The 23475-nt window shown below is 69.7% G+C and carries 19 protein-coding genes and 1 tRNA gene; 11 read left to right on the top strand and 9 right to left on the bottom strand.

All coding sequences use genetic code 11. From position 1 onward, the window contains the following. Window positions 1-48: 48 nt before the first annotated feature. The gene (locus A7B20_RS14345) at window positions 49-1305 is read left to right on the top strand and encodes a class I SAM-dependent DNA methyltransferase (protein WP_157937692.1); all 1257 of its coding nucleotides are present in this window, start codon (window positions 49-51) and stop codon (window positions 1303-1305) included. A gap of 46 nt (window positions 1306-1351) precedes the next feature. Here A7B20_RS14345 and ndk read toward each other — a convergent pair whose 3' ends face one another. Further along, a complete protein-coding gene (gene ndk, locus A7B20_RS14340; RefSeq protein ID WP_102109274.1) occupies window positions 1352-1774 on the bottom strand; it encodes a nucleoside-diphosphate kinase in 423 nt (140 codons plus the stop codon). Window positions 1775-2006: 232 nt separating this feature from the next. Between ndk and A7B20_RS14335 the strand changes: the two genes are divergently transcribed. From A7B20_RS14335 to A7B20_RS14320, 4 genes are all read left to right on the top strand, one after another. Further along, window positions 2007-2648: a YceI family protein gene (locus A7B20_RS14335; protein ID WP_102109273.1), complete on the top strand. Its 642-nt coding sequence runs from the start codon at window positions 2007-2009 to the stop codon at window positions 2646-2648. 51 nt (window positions 2649-2699) lie between these two features. Next, a complete protein-coding gene (locus tag A7B20_RS14330; RefSeq protein ID WP_102109272.1) occupies window positions 2700-4562 on the top strand; it encodes an ABC-F family ATP-binding cassette domain-containing protein in 1863 nt (620 codons plus the stop codon). Between the two features lie 202 nt (window positions 4563-4764). Next, window positions 4765-5376: a MarC family protein gene (locus A7B20_RS14325; protein ID WP_102109271.1), complete on the top strand. Its 612-nt coding sequence runs from the start codon at window positions 4765-4767 to the stop codon at window positions 5374-5376. A gap of 40 nt (window positions 5377-5416) precedes the next feature. Beyond that, window positions 5417-5998 (top strand): retropepsin-like aspartic protease family protein, encoded by a 582-nt coding sequence (locus A7B20_RS14320; protein ID WP_102109270.1) that lies wholly within the window; start codon window positions 5417-5419, stop codon window positions 5996-5998. A 24-nt stretch (window positions 5999-6022) separates the two neighbouring features. Here the strand turns inward: A7B20_RS14320 and A7B20_RS14315 are convergent. Next, window positions 6023-6099 (bottom strand) — tRNA-His (locus A7B20_RS14315). Between the two features lie 76 nt (window positions 6100-6175). Further along, window positions 6176-7075 carry a GNAT family N-acetyltransferase gene (locus A7B20_RS21780; RefSeq protein WP_102109269.1) on the bottom strand — a complete coding sequence of 300 codons (900 nt, stop codon included), beginning with the start codon at window positions 7073-7075 and terminating at the stop codon, window positions 6176-6178. 119 nt (window positions 7076-7194) lie between these two features. On the opposite strand from A7B20_RS21780, the gene A7B20_RS14305 reads away from it, so the two are divergent. After that, entirely contained in the window at window positions 7195-7404 is a 210-nt protein-coding gene (locus tag A7B20_RS14305) for a DUF6324 family protein (RefSeq protein ID WP_102109268.1), read from the top strand. An 84-nt stretch (window positions 7405-7488) separates the two neighbouring features. Continuing rightward, window positions 7489-8778 carry a serine--tRNA ligase gene (gene serS / locus A7B20_RS14300; RefSeq protein WP_102109267.1) on the top strand — a complete coding sequence of 430 codons (1290 nt, stop codon included), beginning with the start codon at window positions 7489-7491 and terminating at the stop codon, window positions 8776-8778. Between the two features lie 5 nt (window positions 8779-8783). On the opposite strand, the gene A7B20_RS14295 is transcribed toward serS, so the two are convergent. After that, window positions 8784-9545, bottom strand: coding sequence for a potassium channel family protein (locus A7B20_RS14295; RefSeq protein ID WP_102109266.1), 762 nt, complete (start codon window positions 9543-9545; stop codon window positions 8784-8786). 161 nt (window positions 9546-9706) lie between these two features. Here A7B20_RS14295 and A7B20_RS14290 point away from each other — a divergent pair, with 161 nt between their 5' ends. Continuing rightward, a complete protein-coding gene (locus A7B20_RS14290) occupies window positions 9707-10420 on the top strand; it encodes a hypothetical protein (RefSeq protein ID WP_102109265.1) in 714 nt (237 codons plus the stop codon). A 90-nt stretch (window positions 10421-10510) separates the two neighbouring features. Here the strand turns inward: A7B20_RS14290 and der are convergent, their stop codons facing one another. Genes der through A7B20_RS14275 form a run of 3 tightly spaced genes read right to left on the bottom strand, consistent with a single transcriptional unit; the run spans window position 10511 to window position 14061 of the window. After that, window positions 10511-11992 (bottom strand): ribosome biogenesis GTPase Der, encoded by a 1482-nt coding sequence (der, locus tag A7B20_RS14285; protein ID WP_102109264.1) that lies wholly within the window; start codon window positions 11990-11992, stop codon window positions 10511-10513. A gap of 49 nt (window positions 11993-12041) precedes the next feature. After that, the gene (locus tag A7B20_RS14280; RefSeq protein WP_102109263.1) at window positions 12042-13367 is read right to left on the bottom strand and encodes an outer membrane protein assembly factor BamB family protein; all 1326 of its coding nucleotides are present in this window, start codon (window positions 13365-13367) and stop codon (window positions 12042-12044) included. Window positions 13368-13407: 40 nt separating this feature from the next. Beyond that, entirely contained in the window at window positions 13408-14061 is a 654-nt protein-coding gene (locus A7B20_RS14275) for a hypothetical protein (RefSeq protein ID WP_102109262.1), read from the bottom strand. 205 nt (window positions 14062-14266) lie between these two features. On the opposite strand from A7B20_RS14275, the gene A7B20_RS14270 reads away from it, so the two are divergent. The 3 genes from A7B20_RS14270 to A7B20_RS14260 all read left to right on the top strand — a co-directional run bounded on the left by A7B20_RS14270 (window position 14267) and on the right by A7B20_RS14260 (window position 20844). After that, complete coding sequence (locus A7B20_RS14270) at window positions 14267-15484, top strand: efflux RND transporter periplasmic adaptor subunit (protein ID WP_102109261.1); 1218 nt, start codon at window positions 14267-14269, stop codon at window positions 15482-15484. Then, window positions 15481-19089, top strand: coding sequence for an efflux RND transporter permease subunit (locus tag A7B20_RS14265; protein ID WP_102109260.1), 3609 nt, complete (start codon window positions 15481-15483; stop codon window positions 19087-19089). The genes A7B20_RS14270 and A7B20_RS14265 overlap by 4 nt, the downstream gene beginning before the upstream one ends. Window positions 19090-19260: 171 nt before the next feature. Then, entirely contained in the window at window positions 19261-20844 is a 1584-nt protein-coding gene (locus A7B20_RS14260) for a calcium-binding protein (protein WP_102109259.1), read from the top strand. Here A7B20_RS14260 and A7B20_RS14255 read toward each other — a convergent pair. Continuing rightward, window positions 20792-22702, bottom strand: coding sequence for an ABCB family ABC transporter ATP-binding protein/permease (locus A7B20_RS14255; protein ID WP_102109258.1), 1911 nt, complete (start codon window positions 22700-22702; stop codon window positions 20792-20794). The two genes, A7B20_RS14260 and A7B20_RS14255, sit on opposite strands and share 53 nt — an antisense overlap. 79 nt (window positions 22703-22781) lie before the next feature. Beyond that, window positions 22782-23475: LysM peptidoglycan-binding domain-containing protein (locus tag A7B20_RS14250; protein WP_157937691.1), on the bottom strand; the 694-nt coding region annotated here is incomplete at its 5' end.

Raw genomic sequence — 23475 nt, 5'->3', positions numbered from 1 at the left:
CCGGTTTGCGCTTCCCTTACGGCAACCACCGCCCGCGGAGGAGCGCCCATGACCGAGCCTGCCGAAACCGCCGAGACGCCCGCGCCGACAAGCTGCGCTGCCCACGTGGCGCGCGCCCGGGCGCTGGCCCGGAACGGCGACACGTCCGCCGCCACCGAAGCCTGCATCGCCGCGCTCAGGTCGCCGGACGTCCCCGTGCCCATGGGCATCAAGATCGAACAGCTGCTGCGCGAGCTCGGACAGGACGGCATCGCCGACCAGGTGCGCGCGGGGCTTCTGCAGGTCGCCGACAAGACCCTGCGGGATCACGGCGACAACGTCGAGGCGCTGCGCGAGGTCGCGGCGATCTGCCTCGAGCTCGGGCTTGGCGCGCGGGCGGTCGAACTCGGGACGGCCGCGCTGGCCCGCACGCCCGCCGACCCCGACGCCCTGCGCTTCTGCTACATGGCGACGCTGCGCACCGACGCCTATCCGCCGGGCGGCTTCGATGTCGAGCCGGTGCTGGCCGCATCGTCCGACCCGGTGGTGTTCCTCGGCGGCATCATCAAGATGCTCGCCACATTCGGCCGCCACGAGGACGCCCTGCGCCTCGTCGACCGCGCCCGCGCGGCGGTGCGCGACGACCGCGACAGGCGCGTGTTGCGGCGCATCGACGACGCCCTGCACGGCCGCACCGATCCCGACTCGCAGCGCGCCGATGCCGTGATGCTGTTCGACGGCTTCGCCGAGACCTACGACCAGAACCTCGCCGCGATCCAGAACAACGGCCCGGCCATGATCGACCGCATCCTGAAGGAGATCGCCCTGCCCGCCGATGTCCGTCTCGACGTGCTCGACGCGGGCTGCGGCACCGGGCTCTGCGCGCCGTTCCTGCGGCCCTACGCGAAGCTGCTGCACGGCAACGACCTGTCCATCGGGATGCTTGAGAAATGCCGCGCAAAGAACAGCTACGACCTGCTGACCCGCACCGATCTCGCCGCGGCCGAGACCTATCCGCAGGGCACCTTCGACCTTGTCGTCTGCGCCGACGTGCTGGTCTACATCCCCGACCTCACCCGGACGTTCACCAACATCTTCGACGTGCTGAACCCGGGCGGGCGGTTCGTGTTCACGGTGGAGGAGAAACAGCAGGGCGACGGCTATGCCGTCACGCCCTCGGGGCGGATCAGCCACTCCGAACCCTACCTCAGGGAGGTTCTGCAGAAGACCGGGTTCGCCTCGGTCGAGGCGCTGTTGCGCGATGCGCTGCGCACCGAGTTCTTCAAGCCCGTCGCGGGGCTCGCCATGGCTGCCCGCAAGGCCTGAACGCCCCGGCCCCGCGGGGCCGAAGGCGATGTCATGTCGGACCGGCTCAGCCGACCAGTTCGAGACCCGAGAAGAAGAACGAGATCTCTTCGGCCGCCGTCTCCGGCGCGTCCGAACCGTGGACAGAGTTCTCGCCGACCGATTCGGCGAACTCGGCGCGGATCGTGCCCGGCGCGGCATCGGCGGGGTTGGTCGCGCCCATCACTTCGCGGTTCTTGCTGATGGCGCCCTCGCCCTCCAGCACCTGCACGACGACCGGCTCGCTCGCCATGAACTCGCACAGCTCGTCGTAGAACGGACGCTCCGAGTGGACGGCATAGAACTTGCCGGCCTGCGCCTTCGTCAGGTGGATCCGCTTCTGCGCGATGATCCGGAGGCCCGCATCCTCGAACTTGGCGTTGATCTTGCCGGTCAGGTTGCGGCGGGTGGCGTCGGGCTTGATGATCGACAGCGTGCGCTCGGTGGCCATGGAAATCCTCTTTCTCGCTCTGGGCGGACCCTATGCCCGCCCGCAATTTGCGCGCCCTGCTAGCATGGGGAGTCGGTGAAAGGAAGGGCACAGGACCGGGCGCGGGCCACGGCCACGGCCGTTCCCTCGCCCCCCTGCCCCCGGCGCCATCTCGCCGACCGCGAAGGTTTCGTTGCGCGGGCGCGAACGGCCGCTAAGGTCGCACCCGACCCATGTCCGAAGCGAGCCCGCCATGCGCCTCCTCCCCCTTGCCGCCGCCCTCCTTGCCAGCCACGCCGCCGCGCAGGGCGCGCCCGGGTACCCGGCGCAGACCTACACGCTCGACCCCGCGCACAGCACCGTCGTGTTCTCGCTCGACCACCTCGGCTTTTCCCGCTTCACCGCGACCTTCGACGAGATAGCGGGCACGCTGGAACTCGACACCGCCGCGCCGCAGGAGGCGCAGCTTTCCGTCACCATCTCCACCGGCTCCCTCGACATCCCGAAGCCGCCCGAAGGCTTCCGCGAGATGCTGCTCGGCCCCGACTGGCTGGATGCCGAAGCCCACCCCGAGATCACCTATCGCTCAACCGCGATCATCCCCGACGGCGAGGCCGCGACGATCGAGGGCCTGCTGACCTTCCGCGGCACCGAACAGCCCGTGACGCTCCACGCCACCTTCAACGGCGCCTGGCCCGGCCCCCCCTATGAACCCGGCCCCCGCCTCGGCTTCTCGGCGACGGGGACGTTCCTGCGCTCGGCCTTCGGGATGGGCCAGGGCGTGCCGCCGGTGGGCACGCAGTTCGGCGTCAGCGACACCGTGACCGTCCGGATCGAAACCGAATGGACCGGCACGATCCCGCCCGAGACGCCGCCCGAGACTCCGCCCGGGTGAGCGCCGCAAACCCGCGTTGACAGACAGCCCCGCCTGACGCACACCGCGCCCATGCTCAGCATCGAGAACATCACCTATTCCGTCGAAGGCCGTCCCCTGTTCGAAGGGGCCAGCGCCCAGATTCCCGCGGGCCACAAGGTCGGCATCGTCGGGCGGAACGGCACCGGCAAGACGACGCTCTTCAACCTGATCCGCGGGCAGCTCGTGCTGGAAGGCGGCGACATCCGCGTGCCCGCCAAGGCCCGCATCGGCGGCGTCGCGCAGGAGGTGCCCGGCAGCGAGGTGTCGCTGATCGACACCGTGCTGGCCGCCGACACCGAACGCGCGTCGCTGCTGGCGGAATCCGAGACCGCCACCGACGGCACCCGCATCGCCGAGATCCAGACCCGCCTCGCCGACATCGACGCCTGGTCCGCCGAAGCCCGCGCCGCCAGCATCCTGCGCGGCCTCGGCTTCACCCACGCCGAACAGCTGATGCCCTGCTCCGCCTTCTCCGGCGGCTGGCGGATGCGCGTGGCCCTCGCCGCGGTCCTCTTCGCGGCGCCCGACCTGCTGCTGCTCGACGAGCCGACGAACTATCTCGACCTCGAAGGCGCGCTCTGGCTCGAAAGCTACCTCGGCAGGTATCCCCATTCGGTGCTGGTCATCTCCCACGACCGGGGCCTGCTGAACCGCGCCGTGAACCACATCCTGCACCTCGAAGACCGCAAGCTGACCCTCTACGCGGGCAACTACGACGCCTTCGCCCGCACCCGCGCCGCCCGCCTGGCCGTGGCCGAGGCGCAGGGCCGCAAGACCGAGGCGCGCCGCGCCCACCTGCAAAGCTTCGTCGACCGCTTCCGCGCCAAGGCCAGCAAGGCCAAGCAGGCGCAGAGCCGGATCAAGATGATCGAGAAGCTGGAAACCATCTCGACGCCCCAGGAAGCCGCCCTTCGCGCCTTCACCTTCCCCGAGCCCGAGGAACTGTCGCCGCCCATCGTCGCCATCGAGGGCGGGCAGGTCGGCTATGACGGCAAGCCCGTCCTGTCGAAGCTGAACCTCAGGATCGACCAGGACGACCGGATCGCGCTCCTGGGGCGCAACGGCGAGGGCAAGTCGACGCTCTCGAAGCTGCTCGCGGGCAAGCTCGAACGCATGGCGGGCTCGCTCACCCAGTCGAGCAAGCTCAGGATCGGCTATTTCGCCCAGCACCAGCTCGACGAGCTCCGGGCAGAGGAGACGCCGCTCGATCACCTCCGCCGCCTGCGCCCCGCCGAACTGCCGGGCAAGCACCGCGCCCGCCTCGCCGGGTTCGGGCTGGCCGCCGCGCAGGCCGAAACCGTGGTCGGCCGCCTTTCGGGCGGGCAGAAGGCGCGGCTGTCGCTGCTGCTCGCCACGCTCGACGCGCCGCACATGCTGATTCTCGACGAGCCGACGAACCACCTCGACATGGAATCGCGCGAGGCGCTGGTCGAGGCGCTGACCGCCTATTCGGGCGCCGTGATCCTCGTCTCCCACGACATGCACCTGCTGTCGCTCGTCGCCGACCGGCTGTGGCTGGTGAGGGACGGCCGCGTGGCCCCCTACGAGGACGATCTGGAGGCCTATCGCCGGATGCTGCTCTCCGCCGACACCCCCGCCCAGAAGGCGAAGAAGGAGGAGGCGAAGCCGGAACCGAAGCGCAAGGAACATACCCGCGAGGAGCTGATGGCCCTGCGCGCCGAGGTCCGCAAATGCGAGGCCCGGGTCGAGAAGCTGTCCGAGATGCGCGACAAGCTGGCCGCCAAGCTTGCCGATCCCGCGCTCTACGAGGACACTCGGGTGGGCGAGCTGGAGACCTGGAACAAGAAGTACGCCGAGGTGATGGAGGCGACCGAACGCGCCGAGGCCCTGTGGATGACCGCGCTGGAGAAACTGGAAGGCGCCCCGGCGTGATGCCGATATTATAAGCGATACCAACGCTTTGCGCAACCATCTTCGCGCGGGACACGAAGACCCTTCAAGCTGCGCCGCACCAGGCCGGAGCGGAGACGACCACCGCCCCGGCACGGCTGCTGCGGTACGGCCCGGAAGCCGCACCCTCCCGGCGGCATTCGAGAACGAAGCGGAAGTCGCCATAAACTCGGAAGGTTAGACGATGGACCTCGCTTTCTACATCACCTCCTTCGTCACCCTGTTCGTGGTGATCGACCCGGTCGGCCTTGCCCCGCTGTTCGTCGCCCTGACCGCAGGGATGGACCCGGCCCACCGCCAGGCCATCGGCCTTCGCGCGCTGGTCATCGGCGCCGCGCTGCTGACCCTCTTCGGCCTCTTCGGCGAGGCGGTGCTGGGCTTCGCGGGCATCTCCATGCCCGCCTTCCGCATCGCGGGCGGCATCCTGCTGTTCCTCACCGCCCTCGACATGCTGTTCGAACGCCGCACCCAGCGTCGACAGGGACAGGCCGACAGCCACACCGACGATCCCTCGGTCTTTCCCCTCGCCACGCCGCTGATCGCCGGCCCCGGTGCCATCGCGACGATGATCCTGCTTACCGGCCAGACCGACGGCGACTGGACGGCGATCCTGCTGATCCATCTTGTCCTGTTCGCCGTGCTGCTGCTGACCTGGGCGCTGTTCCTCGCCTCGGGCCTTCTGGAACATGCGCTCGGCGATGTCGGCATCAACGTGGTCACGCGGCTTCTCGGGATGCTGCTGGCCGCGCTTTCGGTGCAGTTCGTGGTCGATGGCGTGCGCGCGCTGATGCCCTGATCCTCTGGCATTTCGCGCCCCGAGTCCCCACTTCCGGACCATGGACAGCAACGACCTTCCCCGCCTGATCTACCTCGTCCTCCTCGGCGCGGTGATCGGCGGCTATTTCATCGCCGCGAACCGGCAGAACCTGGGCCAGACGGCGCGGCAGGCCCTGCTCTGGGGGCTGATCTTCGTCGGCGCCATCGCCGCCGCGGGGCTCTGGCAGGACGTGCGCGACGACGTGATGCCGCGCCAGAGCTTCATCGAGGGGACCGGCACGATCGAGGTGCCGCGCGCGGTCGACGGCCACTACTATCTTCGGCTCGGGATCAACGGCGTGCCGGTGGACTTCGTGGTGGACACCGGCGCCTCGGACATGGTGCTGAGCGCGCGGGACGCCCGCCGCGTCGGCATCGCCCTCGACCGCCTCGCCTATCTCGGACAGGCCCGGACGGCGAACGGCGTGGTGCCCATCGCGCAGGTGCGGCTGGACAGCGTCACCCTCGGCGGGATGGCGGACCGCAACGTGCTCGCCTCGGTCAACGGCGGCGAGATGGACGGCTCGCTTCTCGGGATGAGCTATCTCCAGCGGTTCGGGCGAATCGAGATCGCGAACAACCGCCTGCTGCTGGAGCGCTAGGGCCGGACCTGCGGAAAAAAGGGGTGGTACCACCTCCTGGTCTCGAACCAGGGACCTCCTGATCCACAATCAGGCGCTCTAACCAACTGAGCTAAGGCGGCACGGCCCTCCAGATACAAAGACCGACGCCGCATTGCAAGAGGCTCCGGGCGCGAAAATCGCCTCCGGCACCACCTCTCACAATCCGATCTCCCAGTTCTGCTCGACCACGTCCTGCCCGAAGGACCGCGCCGGGCGGCTGTCGGTCATGGTGAAGCCCTCGCGGGCATAGAGCGCGCAGGCCGCCCGGTGGCTTTCGTGGGTCCAGAGCGACATCCGCGCGTATCCCGCCGCGCGCGCGAACGCCATGCAGGCGTGCAGCATCCGCCGCCCCAGCCCCAGCCCCCGGGCCTCGGGCTCCAGCAGGAACAGCCGCAGCTTGGCGACGCCGGGCACCCCCGACCGGACGCAGAAGATCGAGCCGAGCCGCCGGTCGCCGCGCACTGCGATCCATCCCCGCTCGGTGCCCGGATCGTGGCTGCGCAGGAAGGCCGCGACGATCTCGGCCACCAGCGCCTCGAAGCTCGAATCGAACCCCTCGTCGCGGGCATAGAGCGCCCCGTGCCGCGCCACGATCCAGCCCGCGTCCCCCGGCTCCAGATCCCGCAGCCGCACCTCTTCCGGCTCCTGCGACAGGAGCGCCTCGACCCGCGCCATGGCCGCCACCAGCTCGGCCCGGCCCGCGCCGTCCAGATGCGCCACCGCCTGCTCCGCCGCGGCCCGCGCCTGCGCCTTCAGCCCGGCAAGCCGCGCCTGCCCCGCCGCGCTGAGCCGCAGGCGTTGCCGCCGCCGGTCCTTCGGGTCCGCCTCCCGCGCGACCAGCCCCTGCGCGCGGAACCGCGCCAGGACCCGGCTGACATAGCCCTCGTCAAGCCCCAGGTCCCGCGCCAGGTCCCGCGCCGTGCCGCCGTCTTCGAGGTCGTGCAGCAGCCGCACTTCCGACAGGGTCGCGCCGCTGCCGAGGTACTGGCGGTCGAGAAGCCCGAGGTGGCGCGTGTAGAAGCGGTTGAACCGCCGCATCCGGTCGATCTCGTCCATGGTCCTGCCTCCCGCCCTGCCCCGTCCATGGGACCGGAAAGCTTGCCGAAGTCAAGCGTTCCCTGCTTGCCAGCCTGCAATCGCAGGGATAGGCCAAGCTGTCTGGAACGGAGGCCCCCATGGGAATCGACAAGGAAAGCGACGTCGCGGCGAACCTGCAAATCGGGCCGACGACGCTCGGCATGGTCAGGATCTATGTCGAGGGCGACGGCGTGGACCTGCCGCTCGACTTCGACCCCGACGAGGCCGAGGAGATCGCCGAAGAGATCCGCGCCGCAGCCGCGCAGGCCCGCAAGATGGGCGCGAAGGGCAAGCCGAAGAAGAAGTAGCGGCCCCGCCCTCGCCCGCTTTTGCGGCTTCAATTTCGGACCGCTTTCCGGCATATGGCCCAGAGCGAACCGAGAGAGGCCACCATGCACGACATCCGCACCCTGCGCGACGACCCCCAAGCCTTCGACGCCGCCATGGCGCGCCGGGGCCTGTCGGGTGTCTCCGACAAGGTGCTGAAGATCGACGAGGCCCGCCGCGCCGCGATCCATGCCGCCGAGACGGCGAAGGCCGAGCAGAACGCGGCGTCCAAGCAGGTCGGCGCCGCCAAGGCCGCGGGCGACGAGGCGAAGTTCGAGGAGCTGCGCGCCCTCGTCGCCGCCAAGAAGGCCGAGGTCGCGCGGATGGAGACCGAGGCGAAGGGTCTGGACCAGGAGCTGACCGACCTGCTTCTGACCCTGCCGAACGTGCTGGACGACGCGGTGCCTGCGGGCCGCGACGACACGGAGAACAAGGAAATCCACCGCTGGGGCACGCCCCGCAGCTTCGACTTCAAGCCGCTGGAGCACTACCAGCTGCCCGCGGCGCAGGGCCTCGACTTCGCCACCGCGGGCAAGCTTTCGGGCGCGCGTTTCGTCGTGCTGCGCGGCGCCATGGCCCGCCTGCACCGCGCCCTCGCGCAGTTCATGCTGGACCTGCACACCGCGGAACACGGGCTCAGCGAAACCAACGCCCCCGTGCTGGTGCGCGAGGAGGCGATGTACGGCACCAACCAGCTGCCGAAGTTCGCCGAGGACAGCTATCAGACCACCAACGGCTGGTGGCTGATCCCGACCTCGGAAGTCACCCTCACCAACTCCGTCCGCGAAAGCACGCTGGAGGAAGCCGAGCTGCCGATCCGCCTGACCGCCCATTCGCTCTGCTTCCGCTCGGAGGCCGGCAGCGCGGGCAAGGATACGGCGGGGATGCTGCGCCAGCACCAGTTCGAGAAGGTCGAGATGGTCAGCATCACCCACCCCGACCAGTCCGAAGCCGAACACCGGCGGATGACGGACTGCGCGAAGGCGGTGCTGGAACGCCTCGGCCTGCCCTACCGCGTGATGCTGCTCTGCGAAGGCGACACGGGATTCGGCGCGCGGCGCACCCACGACCTTGAAGTCTGGCTGCCCGGGCAGGACACCTATCGCGAGATCAGCTCGGTCTCCAACACCGGCGCCTTCCAGGCCCGCCGCATGAATGCCCGCTTCAGGCCGAGCGCGGGCGGCAAGCCCGAGTTCGTGCACACGCTGAACGGCTCGGGCCTTGCCGTGGGGCGCACGCTGATCGCGGTGCTGGAGAACGGCCAGCAGCAGGACGGCTCGGTCGAGCTGCCCGAGGCGCTGCATCCCTATCTTGGCGGCCGGACGCGGGTGACGGCCGAGGGCATTCTCGCCTGAGGGCGTCAGACGCTTCCTTCCGTGGTGATGTGGATCGTGGTGCCGCAATGCTTGCAGTGCACCGCGTCAGCGTCGTGCAGCACCAGCCCGCAGACCTGACACTCCTCCCGCACCTTCGAGGGGCGGAACAGCACCTGCAACAGCCGCAGGAACAGCGTGACCCCGAAGATCATCACCGCCACCGACAGCATCCGCCCCCAGGTGCCGGTCAGGATGATGTCGCCGAACCCCGTCGTGGTCAGCGTCGTGACGGTGAAATAGAGCGCGTCGGCATAGTTCGAGATGTCGGGATTGCTCCGCCCCTGCGAGGCATAGATCAGCCCGGTCATGATGAACAGGAACACCCCGAGGTTCAGGCAGGCGAGCACAATGTCCTCGTTCTCGCGGAAATAGCGGAAGTCCTGCCGGAGCCGGGCGAGCAGCTGGTAGGTGTGCAGGAGCCTGAGCGTGCGCAGCACCCTGAGGAAGCCGAACCCCTCGCCCGCCACGGGCAGGAGAAACGAAAGCACGGCGGCGATGTCGGCCCAGACCGAAAGCGTCATCAGCGACCGCGCCTTGCGCCGCTCCAGGGCGAAGCGGATCAGGAAGTCGGCCAGGATCAGCACGCCGAACACGATGTCGGCGACTTCCACGACGCGGGTGCGCGGGAAGAACGAGGTGACGATGACGAAGATGACCGTCACGATGTCGAAGGCCAGAAGCCCATAGCGGAACCGCACCGCCCGCGGCGTGTCGGCCTCGTAGAGTTCTCTCAGTCGATCCAGCACGAAGCGGCCCCGTTGCGGTAGCGGTTGCGGTTGCGGTGGCGGGCACCATGCCGTCTTCGGCGCGCGCCGCCAAGACCTGTTGGCAGACCGCTCCGGGTGTAGCGACAGCCCGTTTGACGCCGCCCCTTCCGGCCATCGCCCGGCCACGCTACACCAAGGGGATGAAACCGATCCTGCTTCTCGTCGTCACGCTGGCCTTCGCCGTCTCGCCGTTCCTGAACCCCGAGTTCGGCGGCTTCGACCCCGACCGCTTCCCGATCCCGCAGACCGACCCGCCGGTGCAACCCGCGGGCTATGCCTTCGCGATCTGGGGGCCGATCTATCTCTGGCTGATCGCCCATGCGGTCTTCGGCCTCTGGAAGCGGCGCGAGGTTCCGGCCTGGGACGAGATGCGCCTGCCGCTGACCGTCTCGCTTGCCGTCGGCGCCGCATGGCTGCCGGTGGCGCTGGTCAACCCGCTGGCGGCGACGGTGATGATCTTCGTGATGCTGGCCTCGGCGCTGGCCGCCTACCTCCGCGCGCCCCGTGCCGACCGCTGGTGGGCCGAGGCGCCGGTGGGGCTCTACACCGGCTGGCTCACGGCGGCGAGCTTCGTGTCGCTCGGGCTCACGCTGGCGGGCTGGGGTCTTGTGTCGGGGCCGGTCGCGGCCTGGGTCTGTCTTCTCGCCGCTCTGGCCTCCGCCGCCCTTGTGCTGCGCCTGCGCCCGGGCCTGGCCTATGGCGCGGCGGTGACCTGGGCGCTGGTGGCGGTCGCGGTGCAGAACCTCGGCAGCGACATCGCGCTGGTGCTGCTGGCCCTGGCGGGTGCGGCGCTGATCGCCGGACTGACCCTGAAGGGCGCCCTTGCGCGAAGCGGCGCAGCCCGTTCGGCATAGGTCAAACGGCCCTACCGCAAGTCAGGCCACCGAGGTGGCGCCGGGCCGAAGCCCGGCTCTCCCGTCCCTGTGCGGCAGTCGCAGGCGCCCTCAGACCTCGTCCGCGCGCCCCTTGCCGAGGTGCTTCCTCAGCCGCGACGGCGTCGATTTCGTCCGGTTGCGGTAGGGGTTGTCGTCCCCCTGGCCGCGGAACCACAGCCGGATCGGCGTGCCCGGCATGTCGAAATCGGCCCGCAACCCGTTGACGAGATAGCGGGAATAGCTCGCGGGCATCTTGTCGGGGTAAGAACACATGACGACGAAGCCGGGCGGCCGCGTCTTCGCCTGGGTCATGTAGCGCAGCTTGATCCGCCGCCCGCCCGGCGCGGGGGGCGGATGCGCCTCCATCATTCCCGCAAGCCAGCGGTTCAGCTGCGCCGTGGTGACGCGCCGGTTCCAGACCTCGTGCGCCCGGATCACCGCCTCCTGCAAGCGGTCCAGCCCACGCCCCGTCTTCGCCGAGACGGTCACCAGCGGCGCCCCCTTCAGCTGCGGCAGAAGCCGCTCGAAGGCTTCGCGCAGGTCGCGGATCTTGTTCGACTTGTCGTCTTCCAGGTCCCACTTGTTGACCGCCACGACCACCGCGCGCCCCTCGCGCTCGGCCAGGTCGGCGATCCTCAGATCCTGCTGCTCGAACGGCACCGCCACGTCCAGCAGCACCACCACCACCTCGGCGAACTTCACCGCCCGAAGCCCGTCGGACACCGACAGCTTCTCGAGCTTCTCCTGCACCTTGGCCTTCTTGCGCATCCCCGCGGTGTCGAACAGGCGCACCGGCACCGGCCCGTCGGGCCCCGGCCACTCCATGTTGACCGAGATCGCATCCCGCGTGATCCCCGCCTCGGGTCCCGTCAGCATCCGCTCCTCGCCGAGGAACTGGTTGACCAGAGTGGACTTCCCCGCGTTCGGCCGCCCCACGATCGCCACCTGCAGGGGGCGTGCGCGGGTCGGCACGCGGGGCGCGTCGGACCGGCCCTCCTCGTCCACGTCGACGTCCATCATCGGCGCCTCTGTCACCTCCTCCAGCGCCGCCTCGAACCCGTCGGCCAGCGGACGGAGCTGCTGGTAGAGGTCGTTCAGCCCCTCCCCATGCTCGGCCGAAAGCCGGATCGGCTCGCCCAGGCCAAGCGAATAGGCCTCGATCACGCCGCCATCGGCCGCCCGCCCCTCGGCCTTGTTGGCGGCAAGGATGACGTGAGAGTTCTTCTTCCGCAGGATGTCGGCAAAGACCTCGTCGGCGGGCAGCACCCCGGCCCTCGCGTCGATCAGGAACAGGCAGACGTCCGCCATCTCGACCGCCCGCTCGGTCAGCTTGCGCATCCGGCCCTGAAGGCTGTCATCCGTCGCCTCTTCCAGCCCCGCCGAGTCGATCACGGTGAAGCGCAGATCGCCCAGGCGCGCCTCGCCCTCGCGCAGGTCGCGGGTGACGCCGGGCTGGTCGTCGACCAGCGCCAGCCGCTTGCCGACGAGGCGGTTGAACAGGGTGGACTTGCCCACGTTGGGCCGTCCGACGATGGCCAGGGGAAAGCTCATGGGGCCCTCACGGAGCTGACGGAAAACCGCGCCTTACACCCAATCGGCGCTAACGGAAAGCGTGAAGCTGCCCGTCCTGCGTCACGACGTAAAGGGTCTGGCCCGCCACCACGGGGTTGCTGGCCGCGCCGCCGGGCATGTCGACCGACGACACCAGCAGCCCGGTCTCGGGGCTGAAGGCGCGCAGCTGGCCGTCGCCAGAGGCCACCCACAGCCGACCGCCCGCCAGCACGGGGCCGAAGTTGCCCACGACCGCCTGACGCTTGCGTGCCTGCGGGCGGACGTAATACGGCAGGGGCGTGCCCCAGACGCGGGCGCCCGTCTCGGCGTCGAGTCGCACCAGTTCGCCAAGGTCGGTGACGGCGAAGACCGAGCCGCCGGCGACGACCACGGGGCTCACCGCGCCCTCGGTCGCGGACCAGACCTGCGTGCCGCCCGCCAGGTCGAACGCGGCGATGCGGCCCGAGGCCGAGCCGGCATAGACCCGGTCGCCCGCGATGACGGGATCGCCGCTGATGTCGGTGATCCGGGCATAGACCTTGCCGGGCCGCGTTCCGGCGACGTTGCCGGTCCAGATCTTCGTGCCGCCCTCGCGCAGCGCGCCCGCCAGTTCGCCGCTGGCGAAGGGGAAGACGGCCAGCCGGTCGTTCACCGCCGGGGCCGCGCCCCCCGCGACGCCCACCGGGCTCGGCAGGGCCGAGAGCGTCCAGCGCACCCGGCCGTTGCCCGCGTCGACGGCCCAGCCGGTGGCGTCGCGGCTTGCGACATAGACCAGCCCGTCGATCACCGTCGGCGCGCCGGTGGGCGACGCGTCGAGCTCCTGCGTCCAGATCTCGCGCCCCGTTGCGGCGTCCAGCGCCACGAGGTCGCCGAAGCCCGTCGTCACGAACAGCGTGCTGCCCGCCACCGCCAGCCCCGCGCCCGAGGCGTCGCCCGGATCGTCGGCGGGCGGCGTCAGGTCGACCGACCAGATCGGCGCGCCGTTCAGGCCGTGGGCGGTGACGCGGGCGCGGCTGTCGACGGCGAAGATCCGCCCGTCGGCGACCACGGGATCGGCGCCGATCCGGTGGCGGCGGTCGTTGCCCTCGCCGATCGGGGCGCTCCAGATCCGCCGCGGCGTCGCGCCGAGCGCAAGATGGCCGCTGTCGTGATCCGGCCCGCCGGCCTTCTGGGTCCAGCCGGCATTCACCCGCGGCGCGGGCAGGCCGATCGCGCGGGAGGCGTCGGCGGCGTCACCGGCCGTGTCATCGGTCGGGGCGCTCAGGTCGGCGCGCAGGTCCAGCCGCTCGCCGGTCAGGATCACCTCGGGCTCGCCACAGGAGACGAGCAGCGCAAGGGCCGAGCCGACCGCCAGAACCGGTTTCAGTTTGCGCATGTCCAGGTCTCTCCCTGCCCCGTTTCCGCCGCGCCCTGTCTCAGGTTGCGTCCAGCGTCCCGCCCAGGGCCACAATCAACTGAGACGCCCGGCGGCGCAAGCCTTCGCTGACCTGATCCTCGGCCAGAATCCCCTTCAGTCGCGCCAGCGCCGCATCCTTCTCGCCCTTGGCGAGTTCGGCCAGCGCCGTCTGCTCGAGCGCGAGCAGCCGGTAAGGCGCGCCGGGGGTGGTGAGCGGCTCCAGCCGCTGGATCTTCGCGTCGGGCTCCAGCGTGTCGCCCGCCGCCATCACCGCCTTCAGCGCGGCGAGGTCGCGGTAGACCTGCGGCAGGTTCTCCTGGGCGGCCAGCTGTTCCAGCTTGGCGACGTCGGGCGCGGGGGTCTCACCGGGGCCCGCATCGGCCTCGTACATCGCGATCACCGCTTCCTGCGAGGGATTGGCGGGCTCGATCGCCGCCAGCGCCTCGGAGCGGGCGGCGGCATCGTTGTTCTCCAGTGCCGCGTTCAGGCTGTCGCCGAAGGCCTGGGCCCGCGCCGCCTCCTGCGCGATCGACCACTCGCGCCAGGCGGCGGCCCCCACCAGCAGGACCACGGCCGCGACCGCGATCCAGCCATAGCGGCGGATCATCGTGAAGAGCCGGTCGCGCCGGACCTCCTCGTTGACTTCGTCGATGAAACTGTCGCTGTTGCTCACGCGTGGCCTCCTGTCTGCGGGCCCCTCATACCCCGAGGGCGCCGCGATTGCCAAGGGCACTAGACCGTGGGACGAAGGCCGCGGATTCGGCACCTTGCCGGACGTCGCGTAAATGTTTAATCTGAACCGGTCGGTTCAGCGTATCCCCGTCCAGACCCGGCTCCGCCGACCGTCCGAACCGCCGCCCTTCTGCCCCGAGGCCGCCATGCGCTTGTTCTCCGTCCTGATCGCCCTGCTGGTTGCCGGCGTTCTCTACCTGCTGGTGTTCGAGCGCCCGACCCTGCTGGCCTTCGCCGGGCAGGACGCGCCCGCGTCCGCGGCGGCCGAGGCGGAGGAGACGGAAGGGGAGCACCGCGTCTCCGTCGTCGCCCTGAAGTCCCGTGCCCGAGACATCGACAGCGCCGTGCTGCTGCGCGGCCGGACCGAGGCGGCGCGCCAGGTCTCGGTCGCGGCCGAGACCACGGGGCGCATCGTCTCGCCGCCGCTGCGCAAGGGCGCCTTCGTGAACGAGGGCCAGCTTCTGTGCGAACTCGACCCCGGCACCCGCGAGGCGCAGCTGGCCGAGGCCGAGGCGCGGCTGAGCGAGGCGAAGGCCCGCGGCCCCGAGGCCGAGGCGCGTGTGGCCGAGGCCGAGGCGCGGCTGAACGAGGCCGAGATAAACGACAACGCGGCCTCGAAGCTGTCGCAGGGCGGCTTCGCCTCGCAGACCCGCGTCGCCGCGACCGAGGCGGCCGTGGAATCCGCCCGCGCCGCGCTTCAGGCGGCGAAGTCGGGGATGGAATCCGCGGCCTCGGGGGTGCAGTCCGCCACCGCCGCCGTCGCCGCCGCGACGCGCGAGATCGAGAAGCTGAAGATCCACGCCCCCTTCGCGGGGCTGCTGGAAACCGACACGGCCGAGCTCGGCACCCTGATGCAGCCCGGCGCGCTCTGCGCCACGATCCTCCAGCTCGACCCGATCAAGCTGGTCGGCTACGTCCCCGAGGTGCAGGTCGACCGCGTGCAGGTCGGCGCGCCCGCGGGCGCGAGGCTCGCCACGGGGCGCGAGGTGCAGGGGCGCGTGACCTTCCTCAGCCGCGCCTCCGATCCCGCAACCCGCACCTTCCGCACCGAGATCGACGTCGCCAACGCCGACCTCGCGATCCGCGACGGCCAGACCGTCGAGATCATGATCGCCGCCGAGGGACGCACCGCGCATCTCCTGCCCCAGTCCGCCCTGACCCTGAACGACGAGGGCGACCTTGGCGTGCGGGTCGTGGCCGAGGGCGAGGTCGCCCGCTTCGCCTCCGTCAGCGTGGTGCGCGACACGCCCGAGGGGGTCTGGCTTGCGGGGCTGCCCGACGAGGTGGCGGTGATCGTCACTGGGCAGGAATACGTCAGCGACGGCGTGCCTCTGGCCGTCACCTGGAAGGATGCGGGCCAATGATCGGCATCGTCGACTGGGCCGCCGCGCGCGCCCGCATGGTCATCGCCTTCATCCTGCTCTCCCTGATGGCGGGGGGGCTGGCCTATGTCTCGCTGCCGAAGGAGGGCGAGCCCGACATCGAGATCCCCGCGCTCTTCGTTTCCGTCCCCTTCCCCGGCATCAGCGCCGAGGACAGCGAGAAGCTGCTGGTCAAGCCGATGGAGACCGAGCTTTCCGACCTCGACGGGCTGAAGAAGCTGTCGGGCACCGCCTCGGAGAACTATGCCGGCGTCGCGATGGAGTTCGAGTTCGGCTGGGACAAGACCAAGATCCTGGCCGACGTGCGCGACCGGATGAACACGGTCGAGGCGAAGTTTCCCGCCGGGGCGGAGAAATACACGATCTCCGAGATCAACTTCTCGGAATTCCCGATCATCATCGTCAACCTCACCGGCAACCTGCCCGAGCGTACGCTGCTGCGCGTCGCCAAGGATCTTCAGGACCGTCTCGAGGGGCTCGAGCCGGTGCTGGAGGCGGGGCTTTCCGGGGACCGCGACGAGATGCTCGAGGTGGTGATCGACCCGCTCAGGCTCGAGGCCTACAACGTCACCGCGAACGAGCTGATCGGCGTGGTGCAGAACAACAACCTGCTGATCGCCGCCGACAAGGTGACGAGCGACCAGGGCGCCTTCGCGGTCAAGATCCCCTCGTCCTTCGACGACCAGCAGGACATCTACGCCCTGCCGATCAAGACCGAGGGCGACCGCGTGGTGACGCTGGGCGAACTTGCCGACATCCGCCTGACCTTCGAGGACCGCCAGGGCACCGCCCGCTTCAACGGCGAGAAGACGGTCGCACTGCAGGTGGTCAAGCGCAAGGGCTTCAACCTGATCGACACGGCGGCGCTGGTGCGCGAGGAGGTGGAGAAGGCGCAGGCCGACTGGCCCGAGGACCTGCGACAGGCGATCCGAGTCGGCACCTCGAACGACCAATCGCGGCAGGTGAAGTCGATGGTGCAGCAGCTGGAAGGGTCCGTGCTGACCGCCGTGGCGCTGGTGATGATCGTCGTGCTCGGCTCGCTCGGCATCCGCTCGGCCCTGCTGGTCGGCTTCGCGATCCCGACCTCGTTCCTGCTCTGCTTCCTGTTGCTCGGGATGATGGGAATCACGATCAGCAACATCGTGATGTTCGGCCTGATCCTGGCCGTGGGGATGCTGGTGGACGGCGCCATCGTCGTCGTCGAATACGCCGACAAGCGGATCGAGGAGGGTGCCGGCCCCATGACCGCCTTCGTCGAGGCGGCCAAGCGGATGTTCTGGCCCATCGTGTCCTCCACTGCGACGACCCTCTGCGCCTTCCTGCCGATGCTGTTCTGGCCGGGCGTGCCGGGCGAGTTCATGGGGATGCTGCCGGTCACGCTGATCTTCGTGCTCTCGGCCTCGCTGGTGGTGGCGCTGGTCTACCTCCCCGTGATGGGCGGCGTCGCGGGCCGGATGAGCCGGATGTTCGGCAACACCTCCGACGGGCTGCGCAGGCTCCTGCCCTGGTGGTTCGTGCGCGCCGTGCTGGTCGTTCCGTCGGCGCTGCTGGTCTTCGTCGCGGCGATGCAGATGCTGAACCCCGACTACCTGTTCCCGGCGGGCAATCCCCTGCCCCCGGCGCTGCGGATCCTCCCCGGCGGCCTCCTCTTCATCGCGGGCTGCATCCTGACGACGATCACCCTCGGCGCGGTGGCGATCCACAGGACGCCGAGGCGCATCCGCGCGGGACGCCGCCGGACGCTGTTCGGCTGGTTCACCAAGGCCATCGCGGGCAACCCGGTGATGCCGCTCGTCGCCATCGCCGCCGTCGTCGGCTTCGTCGTCGCGACCTTCGGGTACTTCGGCCAGCACAACAACGGCGTCGAATTCTTCGTGGAAAGCGAGCCCGAGCAGGCCATCGTCTATGTCCGCGCCCGCGGCAACCTCTCGCTCGCCGAGAAGGACGCGATCCTGCGCGAGGTCGAGGATGTCGTCCTCACCACCAAGGGCATCGACAGCGCCTTCGCCTTCGCGGGCGCAGGCGGGCTGAACTCGAACACCGGCGGCGCCCAGGGCCCGCTCGACGCCATCGGCCAGGTCCAGATCGAGCTGATCCCGTGGGACGACCGCCCCGCCTATGCCCGGAGCCACCCCGAGGAGGTGACGCTGGCGGAACTCGACGGCGACGCGGTGCTGGCCGACCTCCAGGCGCGGCTCGACAAGATCCCCGGCATCCGCACCGAGATCCTGAACCTTGCCCAGGGCCCCGCCCAGGGCAAGCCGGTGCACCTGCGGCTGAAGGGCGACGACTTCGCCGCGCTGCAGGAGGCCGCCGCCACCGCCCGCGCGAAGTTCGAGGCGACGGAAGGCCTGACCGACATCGAGGACACGCGCCCCCTGCCCGGCATCGACTGGCAGATCGACGTCGATGTCGAGAAGGCCGGCCGCTATGGCGCGGACGTTCAGACCGTGGGCGGCATGGTGCAGCTGGTGACGCGGGGCATCCTGCTCGACACCATGCGGGTGCCAAGCTCGGACGAGGAGATCGAGATCCGCGTGCGCCTGCCCGAGGAGGACCGTGTGCTCTCGACCCTCGACACCCTCAAGGTGCGCACCAACGAGGGGCTGGTGCCGCTGTCGAACTTCATCACGCGGAAACCGGTGCCGAAGCTCGGCCAGATCGACCGCGTGGACCAGCAGCGCTATTTCGACGTGAAGGCCGACGTCACCGCCGGCCTGACGAAGGAGGGCCCCGGCGGCGCCGAGGTGCCGATCAACGCCAACGAGCGGATCGAGACGCTGACGGAATGGCTGGAGGACGACCGCCCCCTGCCGCCGGGCGTGACCTGGGAATGGACCGGCGACCAGGAGGAACAGGCCGAATCCGGCGCCTTCCTGATGAAGGCCTTCGCGGGCGCGCTCGGCCTCATGTTCATCATCCTGCTCGCGCAGTTCAACAGCTTCTACAACGCGGTGCTGGTTCTGCTGGCCGTGGTGCTCTCGACGGCGGGCTGCCTGATCGGGATGCTGGTCATGGGCCAGCCCTTCTCGATCATCATGACCGGCACGGGGATCGTCGCGCTGGCGGGGATCGTGGTGAACAACAACATCGTGCTGATCGACACGTTCCAGGAATATTCCCAGTACATGCCGAAGATCGAGGCCATCGTGCGCACCGCCGAGGACCGCATCCGCCCCGTGCTCCTGACCACGATCACCACCATGGCGGGCCTCGCGCCGATGATGTTCGGCCTCAGCCTCGACTTCATCGGCGGCGGATACTCCATCGACAGCCCCACCGCTCTCTGGTGGAAGCAGCTGGCGACGGCGGTGGTCTTCGGCCTCGGCATCGCGACGGTGCTGACGCTGATCTTCACCCCGGCGATGCTGGCGCTCAGGATCTGGCTTTCGGCCGGGGCCTACCGCTCGCTCGCCGCGCTGAAATCGCTGTCAAGCCGCAGCGTCCGCCGCGACCTCGCCACGAACCGCGCCGCGCGCAAGGTCCGCTCGCCCGAGATCCTGTGGGAGACGGGGGACGCGGACGGCGCGGAGCGCCCCGACGGGTCCGCCGACGATCCCGCGCAGCATCTGCGGGCCGCCGAGTAGCGCGGCCCGTTTGTTCAGCGCCATGATGGCCGGACGTTGCGCTCTGGCCCAAGGTTCGGGCCGATTGACAGGTTTTTGCCTGCTCCATACGCTTTCACGCAGCGTTTCCGTACCCATGCGATTTCCGATTTTTCTCGCATCCCGCATTTCCGGCAAGGAGGATTTCCGACAATGGCTGTTTTCAACAGGGCCTTCACCTTCGATGGCGTCACCGACCTGTCCATTCCCCAATACCGTACCTCGGTGAACTGGGACGGCGGATTTGCCAGCTGGGTCAGCTTCTTCGAACCCACCCCCGCCAACACCCACAACCTGACGATCAACCTGGTCGGCGCGGACTGGTACATGCAGACCCTCCGGTTCTCCGGCGACTCGACCATGAACGTGACGCTTCGCGATCTCGATTCGGATGCGGAAAGGCGCATCCAGTTCGTCGATCTCGGAGACAACGCGATCGTCGACCTGTCCAGGACCCGCATCGATGTCCTGAGGGGCTTCGGCCACGACTATGACATCAGCTACGGCGCCACCAACTCCGACCTCGTGCGCCTCGGCGGCGACGGCGACCGCAGCCTGACCCTCGCGGACGGAGGACGCATCTCGACGGTGCAGATGGACGGCGGCACCTCGACGATCGACCTCCAGGGCAGTTCCCGCGTCTTCCTGATGAAGCTCGATTTCAGCGTCAACAACGTCACCACCGGGTCCGGCAACCTCGAAAGCTTCTATGCCTACGAAAGCCGGAACACCCTGCACTTCGGAACCGGCGGCGTCTCGCAGGTCACGCTCTCGGGCGACGGCGGCCTGCAGCGCATCACCTCCGACGGCTATCTCGGGGCGCTCCAGATCTACGACGACAACCGCGCCATCGTGGTGCTCAACGACTTTGCCGGGTCGATCCGCACAAGCAGCGGCAACGACAGGATCTTCACCTCGCTCGGGGTCGACAGCATCGTCACTCGCGACGGCAACGACGTGGTCAATTCCGGTGACGGCTACATCGGCTTCGTTTCCACGGGCAACGGCAACGACATCGTCCGCTTCGGCGCCGAGGGCATCGGCCTGACGCAGGGCGGCAACGACGACGACAAGTTCATCATCGACACCATGGTCGCCGACGGCGGCGGACGGATCTCCGGCGGCAACGGCACGGACGAGCTGAACTTCCAGCGCCTCGGGACCGCTGCGGTCGAGTTCACGCTGGAGTCCACCGGGTTCCAGCAGGTCGGCCTCGGCTTTCTCGCGGTGAACAGCATCGAGCGCATTACCACCGCCAATGGCGACGACGACATCATCGGCAACTTCAGGGACAACCGGATCGTCCTGAACGGCGGCAAGGACCGCGCGAACGGCGGCGACGGGGACGACGACATCCTCGGCGGCGGCGGATCGGACACGCTGAACGGCGGCGGCGGCGAGGACCGGCTGCTTGGCGGCGACGCCAACGACTTCCTGAACGGCGGCGCCGGCGACGACATCCTGATCGGCGAGGCGGGCAGCGACCGGTTCATCTTCACCATCGACTCGGGCACCGACATCGTGATCGATTTCACGACCACCGGCGGGGAGTCCGACCGCCTGGTGCTGGACCAGCAGCTCTGGGCCGGCACGAAGACCGCGGCCGAGGTGGTGGCCGACCACGCCTTCGTGGCGAGCAACGGCGCCGTCGTCCTCGACTTCGGCTCCGAGGGGCGGCTGATCCTCAGCGACTACGGCACCCTGCAGGGACTGGCCGGGCAGATCGACTTCCTCTGACCCCCGCGGCGGGGCGGCGGCCTGGCACCCAGGCCGCCTCCTCCGTCTGCTGGCGGAACCAGAGTGCGGCATAGCGGCCCTGCCGCGCGAGCAGTTCGGCGTGGGAGCCGCGCTCGACGATCTCGCCGTCCTCCAGCACCACGATCTGGTCGGCGTCGGCGATGGTCGACAGGCGGTGGGCGATCACCAGCACCGTGCGTCCGCGCCCGAGGCCCTTCAGCTGGATCTGGATCTCGGCCTCCGTCTCGGTGTCGAGCGCGCTCGTCGCCTCGTCGAGCAGCAGGATCGGCGGATCCTTCAGCAGGGTCCGGGCGATCCCGACGCGCTGCTTCTCGCCCCCCGACAGCTTCAGCCCCCGCTCGCCCACCGCGGTGTCGTAGCCCTCGGGGAGGGCGGCGATGAAGTCGTGGATCCGGGCGGCGCGGGCCACCGCCTCGATCTCGGCGAAGGTGGCGTCGGGTCGGCCGTAGGCGATGTTGTAGCGGATCGTGTCGTTGAACAGCACCGTGTCCTGGGGCACGACGCCGATGCTGGCGTGCAGGCTGTCCTGGGTCACGTCGCGCACGTCCTGCCCGTCGATGGTCAGCCGCCCCGCCGTCACGTCGTAGAAGCGGAACAGCAGCCGCCCGATGGTCGACTTGCCCGACCCGGACGAGCCGACGATGGCCACCGTCCGCCCCGCCGGCACCTCCAGCGACACCCCCTTCAGGATCGGGCGGGCGGGATCGTAGCCGAAGTGGACATCCTCGAGCTTCACCACCCCCTCGCCCACCCGCAGGGGCGGCGCGCCGGGCTTGTCCTGCACCTCGGCAGGCTGTTCGAGCAGGCCGAACATCTGCCCCATGTCCACCAGCGCCTGCCGGATCTCGCGGTAGACCGTGCCGAGGAAGTTCAGCGGCATCGTGATCTGGATCATGTAGGCGTTGACCATGACGAAGTCGCCCACCGTCAGCGTCCCCGCGGCGACGCCCCGCGCCGCCATGACCATCACCACGACCAGCCCCGCGGTGATCAGCAGCGCCTGGCCGAAGTTCAGCACCGCCAGCGAATACTGCGTCTTCAGCGCCGCCGCGACATAGCGGCCCATCGCCCCGTCGTAGCGCTCGGCCTCCCGCGCCTCGGCGCCGAAATACTTCACCGTCTCGAAGTTCAGCAGGCTGTCGATCGCCTTCTGGTTGGCGTCCGTGTCCTCGGCGTTCATCTCGCGGCGGATCTTCACCCGCATCTCGGTCACGGCGAAGGTGAACCAGACGTAGAGCGCGATGGTGACGACGACGACGACGAGATACCAGATGTCGAACACCACGGCGAGCACGACGGCGATCATCAGCAACTCCAGCAGCAGCGGGCCGATGGAGAACAGGAGGAAGCGCAGCAGGAACTCCACCCCCTTCACCCCCCGCTCGATGATCCGGGACAGGCCCCCGGTCTTGCGGGTGATGTGATAGCGCATGGACATGCGGTGGATGTGGGTGAAGGTCTCGAGCGCGAGCTGGCGCAGGGCGCGCTGACCGACGCTGGCGAAGATCACGTCGCGCAGCTGCTGGAAGCCGATGTTCATCGCCCGCGCCATGCCGTAGGCCACGGTCAGGCCCACCGCCCCGGCCCCGAGCGTCCAGGCCGCGTCCGCCGCTCCCTCGCCCGACAGCGCATCGACCGCGGCCTTGTAGAAGAAGGGCGTTCCGACGGCCACGACCTTCGAGATCAGCAGCATCGCCAGCGCCAGCACCACCCGCCGCTTCACCCAGGCCAGGCCCTCGGGCCAGAGATAGGGCGCGACCCGCCGGATCACCGAAAGCCCGGCGCTTTCGGGGGGATCGCCGGGCGTTGCGGGGACGGCAGGAGAGCGGGGGGCCATGGGCGACTCCGTCAGGGGGGAAGGGTGACGAAGGGTATGCGGCACGCCCGGGAATGACCAGAGCGGCGGCGCGCGCCGGTCAGGGGGTCGGGACAGTGAAGATCTGGCCGGGATAGATCAGGTCCGGATCGCGGATCTTGTCGGAGTTGGCCTCGAACACCCGGACATAGAGGATCCCCTCGCCGTAGTTCTCGCGCGCGATCCGCCAGAGGGTGAAACCCGGCTGCACCGTGACCAGCGTCACCGGAGCGCCGGTTTCGTCCTGCGGCAGGGCGGCCAGTGCCTCGGGGCTCTCGGGGCGGAACGGCGTCTCGGCCCGCGAGGTGACGGTGCCCGCCGCGTCCACCTCGTCGATCCTGAGGTCATAGACCCGGGTGTCGATCCGCGGCAGGTCGGCGCGCCACTGGCCGTCCTCGGCGATCGGCGCGGTCAGGATCGCGCGGTTGTCGAGGTAGACGCGCACGTGCCGGTCGGCCCGGCCACGCCCCGCCAGCACCACCGCCCCCGCGCTGTCATAGCCGATGGAGTCGATCATCACCTGCTGCTGCGCATCGGGGGCTGGACCGGGATCCTGGAGCACCTGTACCCCCTCGGGACCGCTGACCATGACCCGCGCGGCCTGCGGGGCCGACGGACGTCCGGGCCTCTCGGAATCGCCCGGCACCGCGCCGCGCGGGCGCGGATCGGGGGCCGCGGCCACGGCGGGGGCGGCAGGGTCGGCGTCGACCGGGGCGGGAAGCGACTGCGCGCCGGGCTCCTGCCCCGGTCCGGGC

It is taken from the genome of Oceaniglobus roseus, from assembly GCF_002869745.1.
GTDB lineage: Bacteria > Pseudomonadota > Alphaproteobacteria > Rhodobacterales > Rhodobacteraceae > Oceaniglobus > Oceaniglobus roseus.
This window is presented reverse-complemented; position numbering and strand designations above follow the sequence as displayed.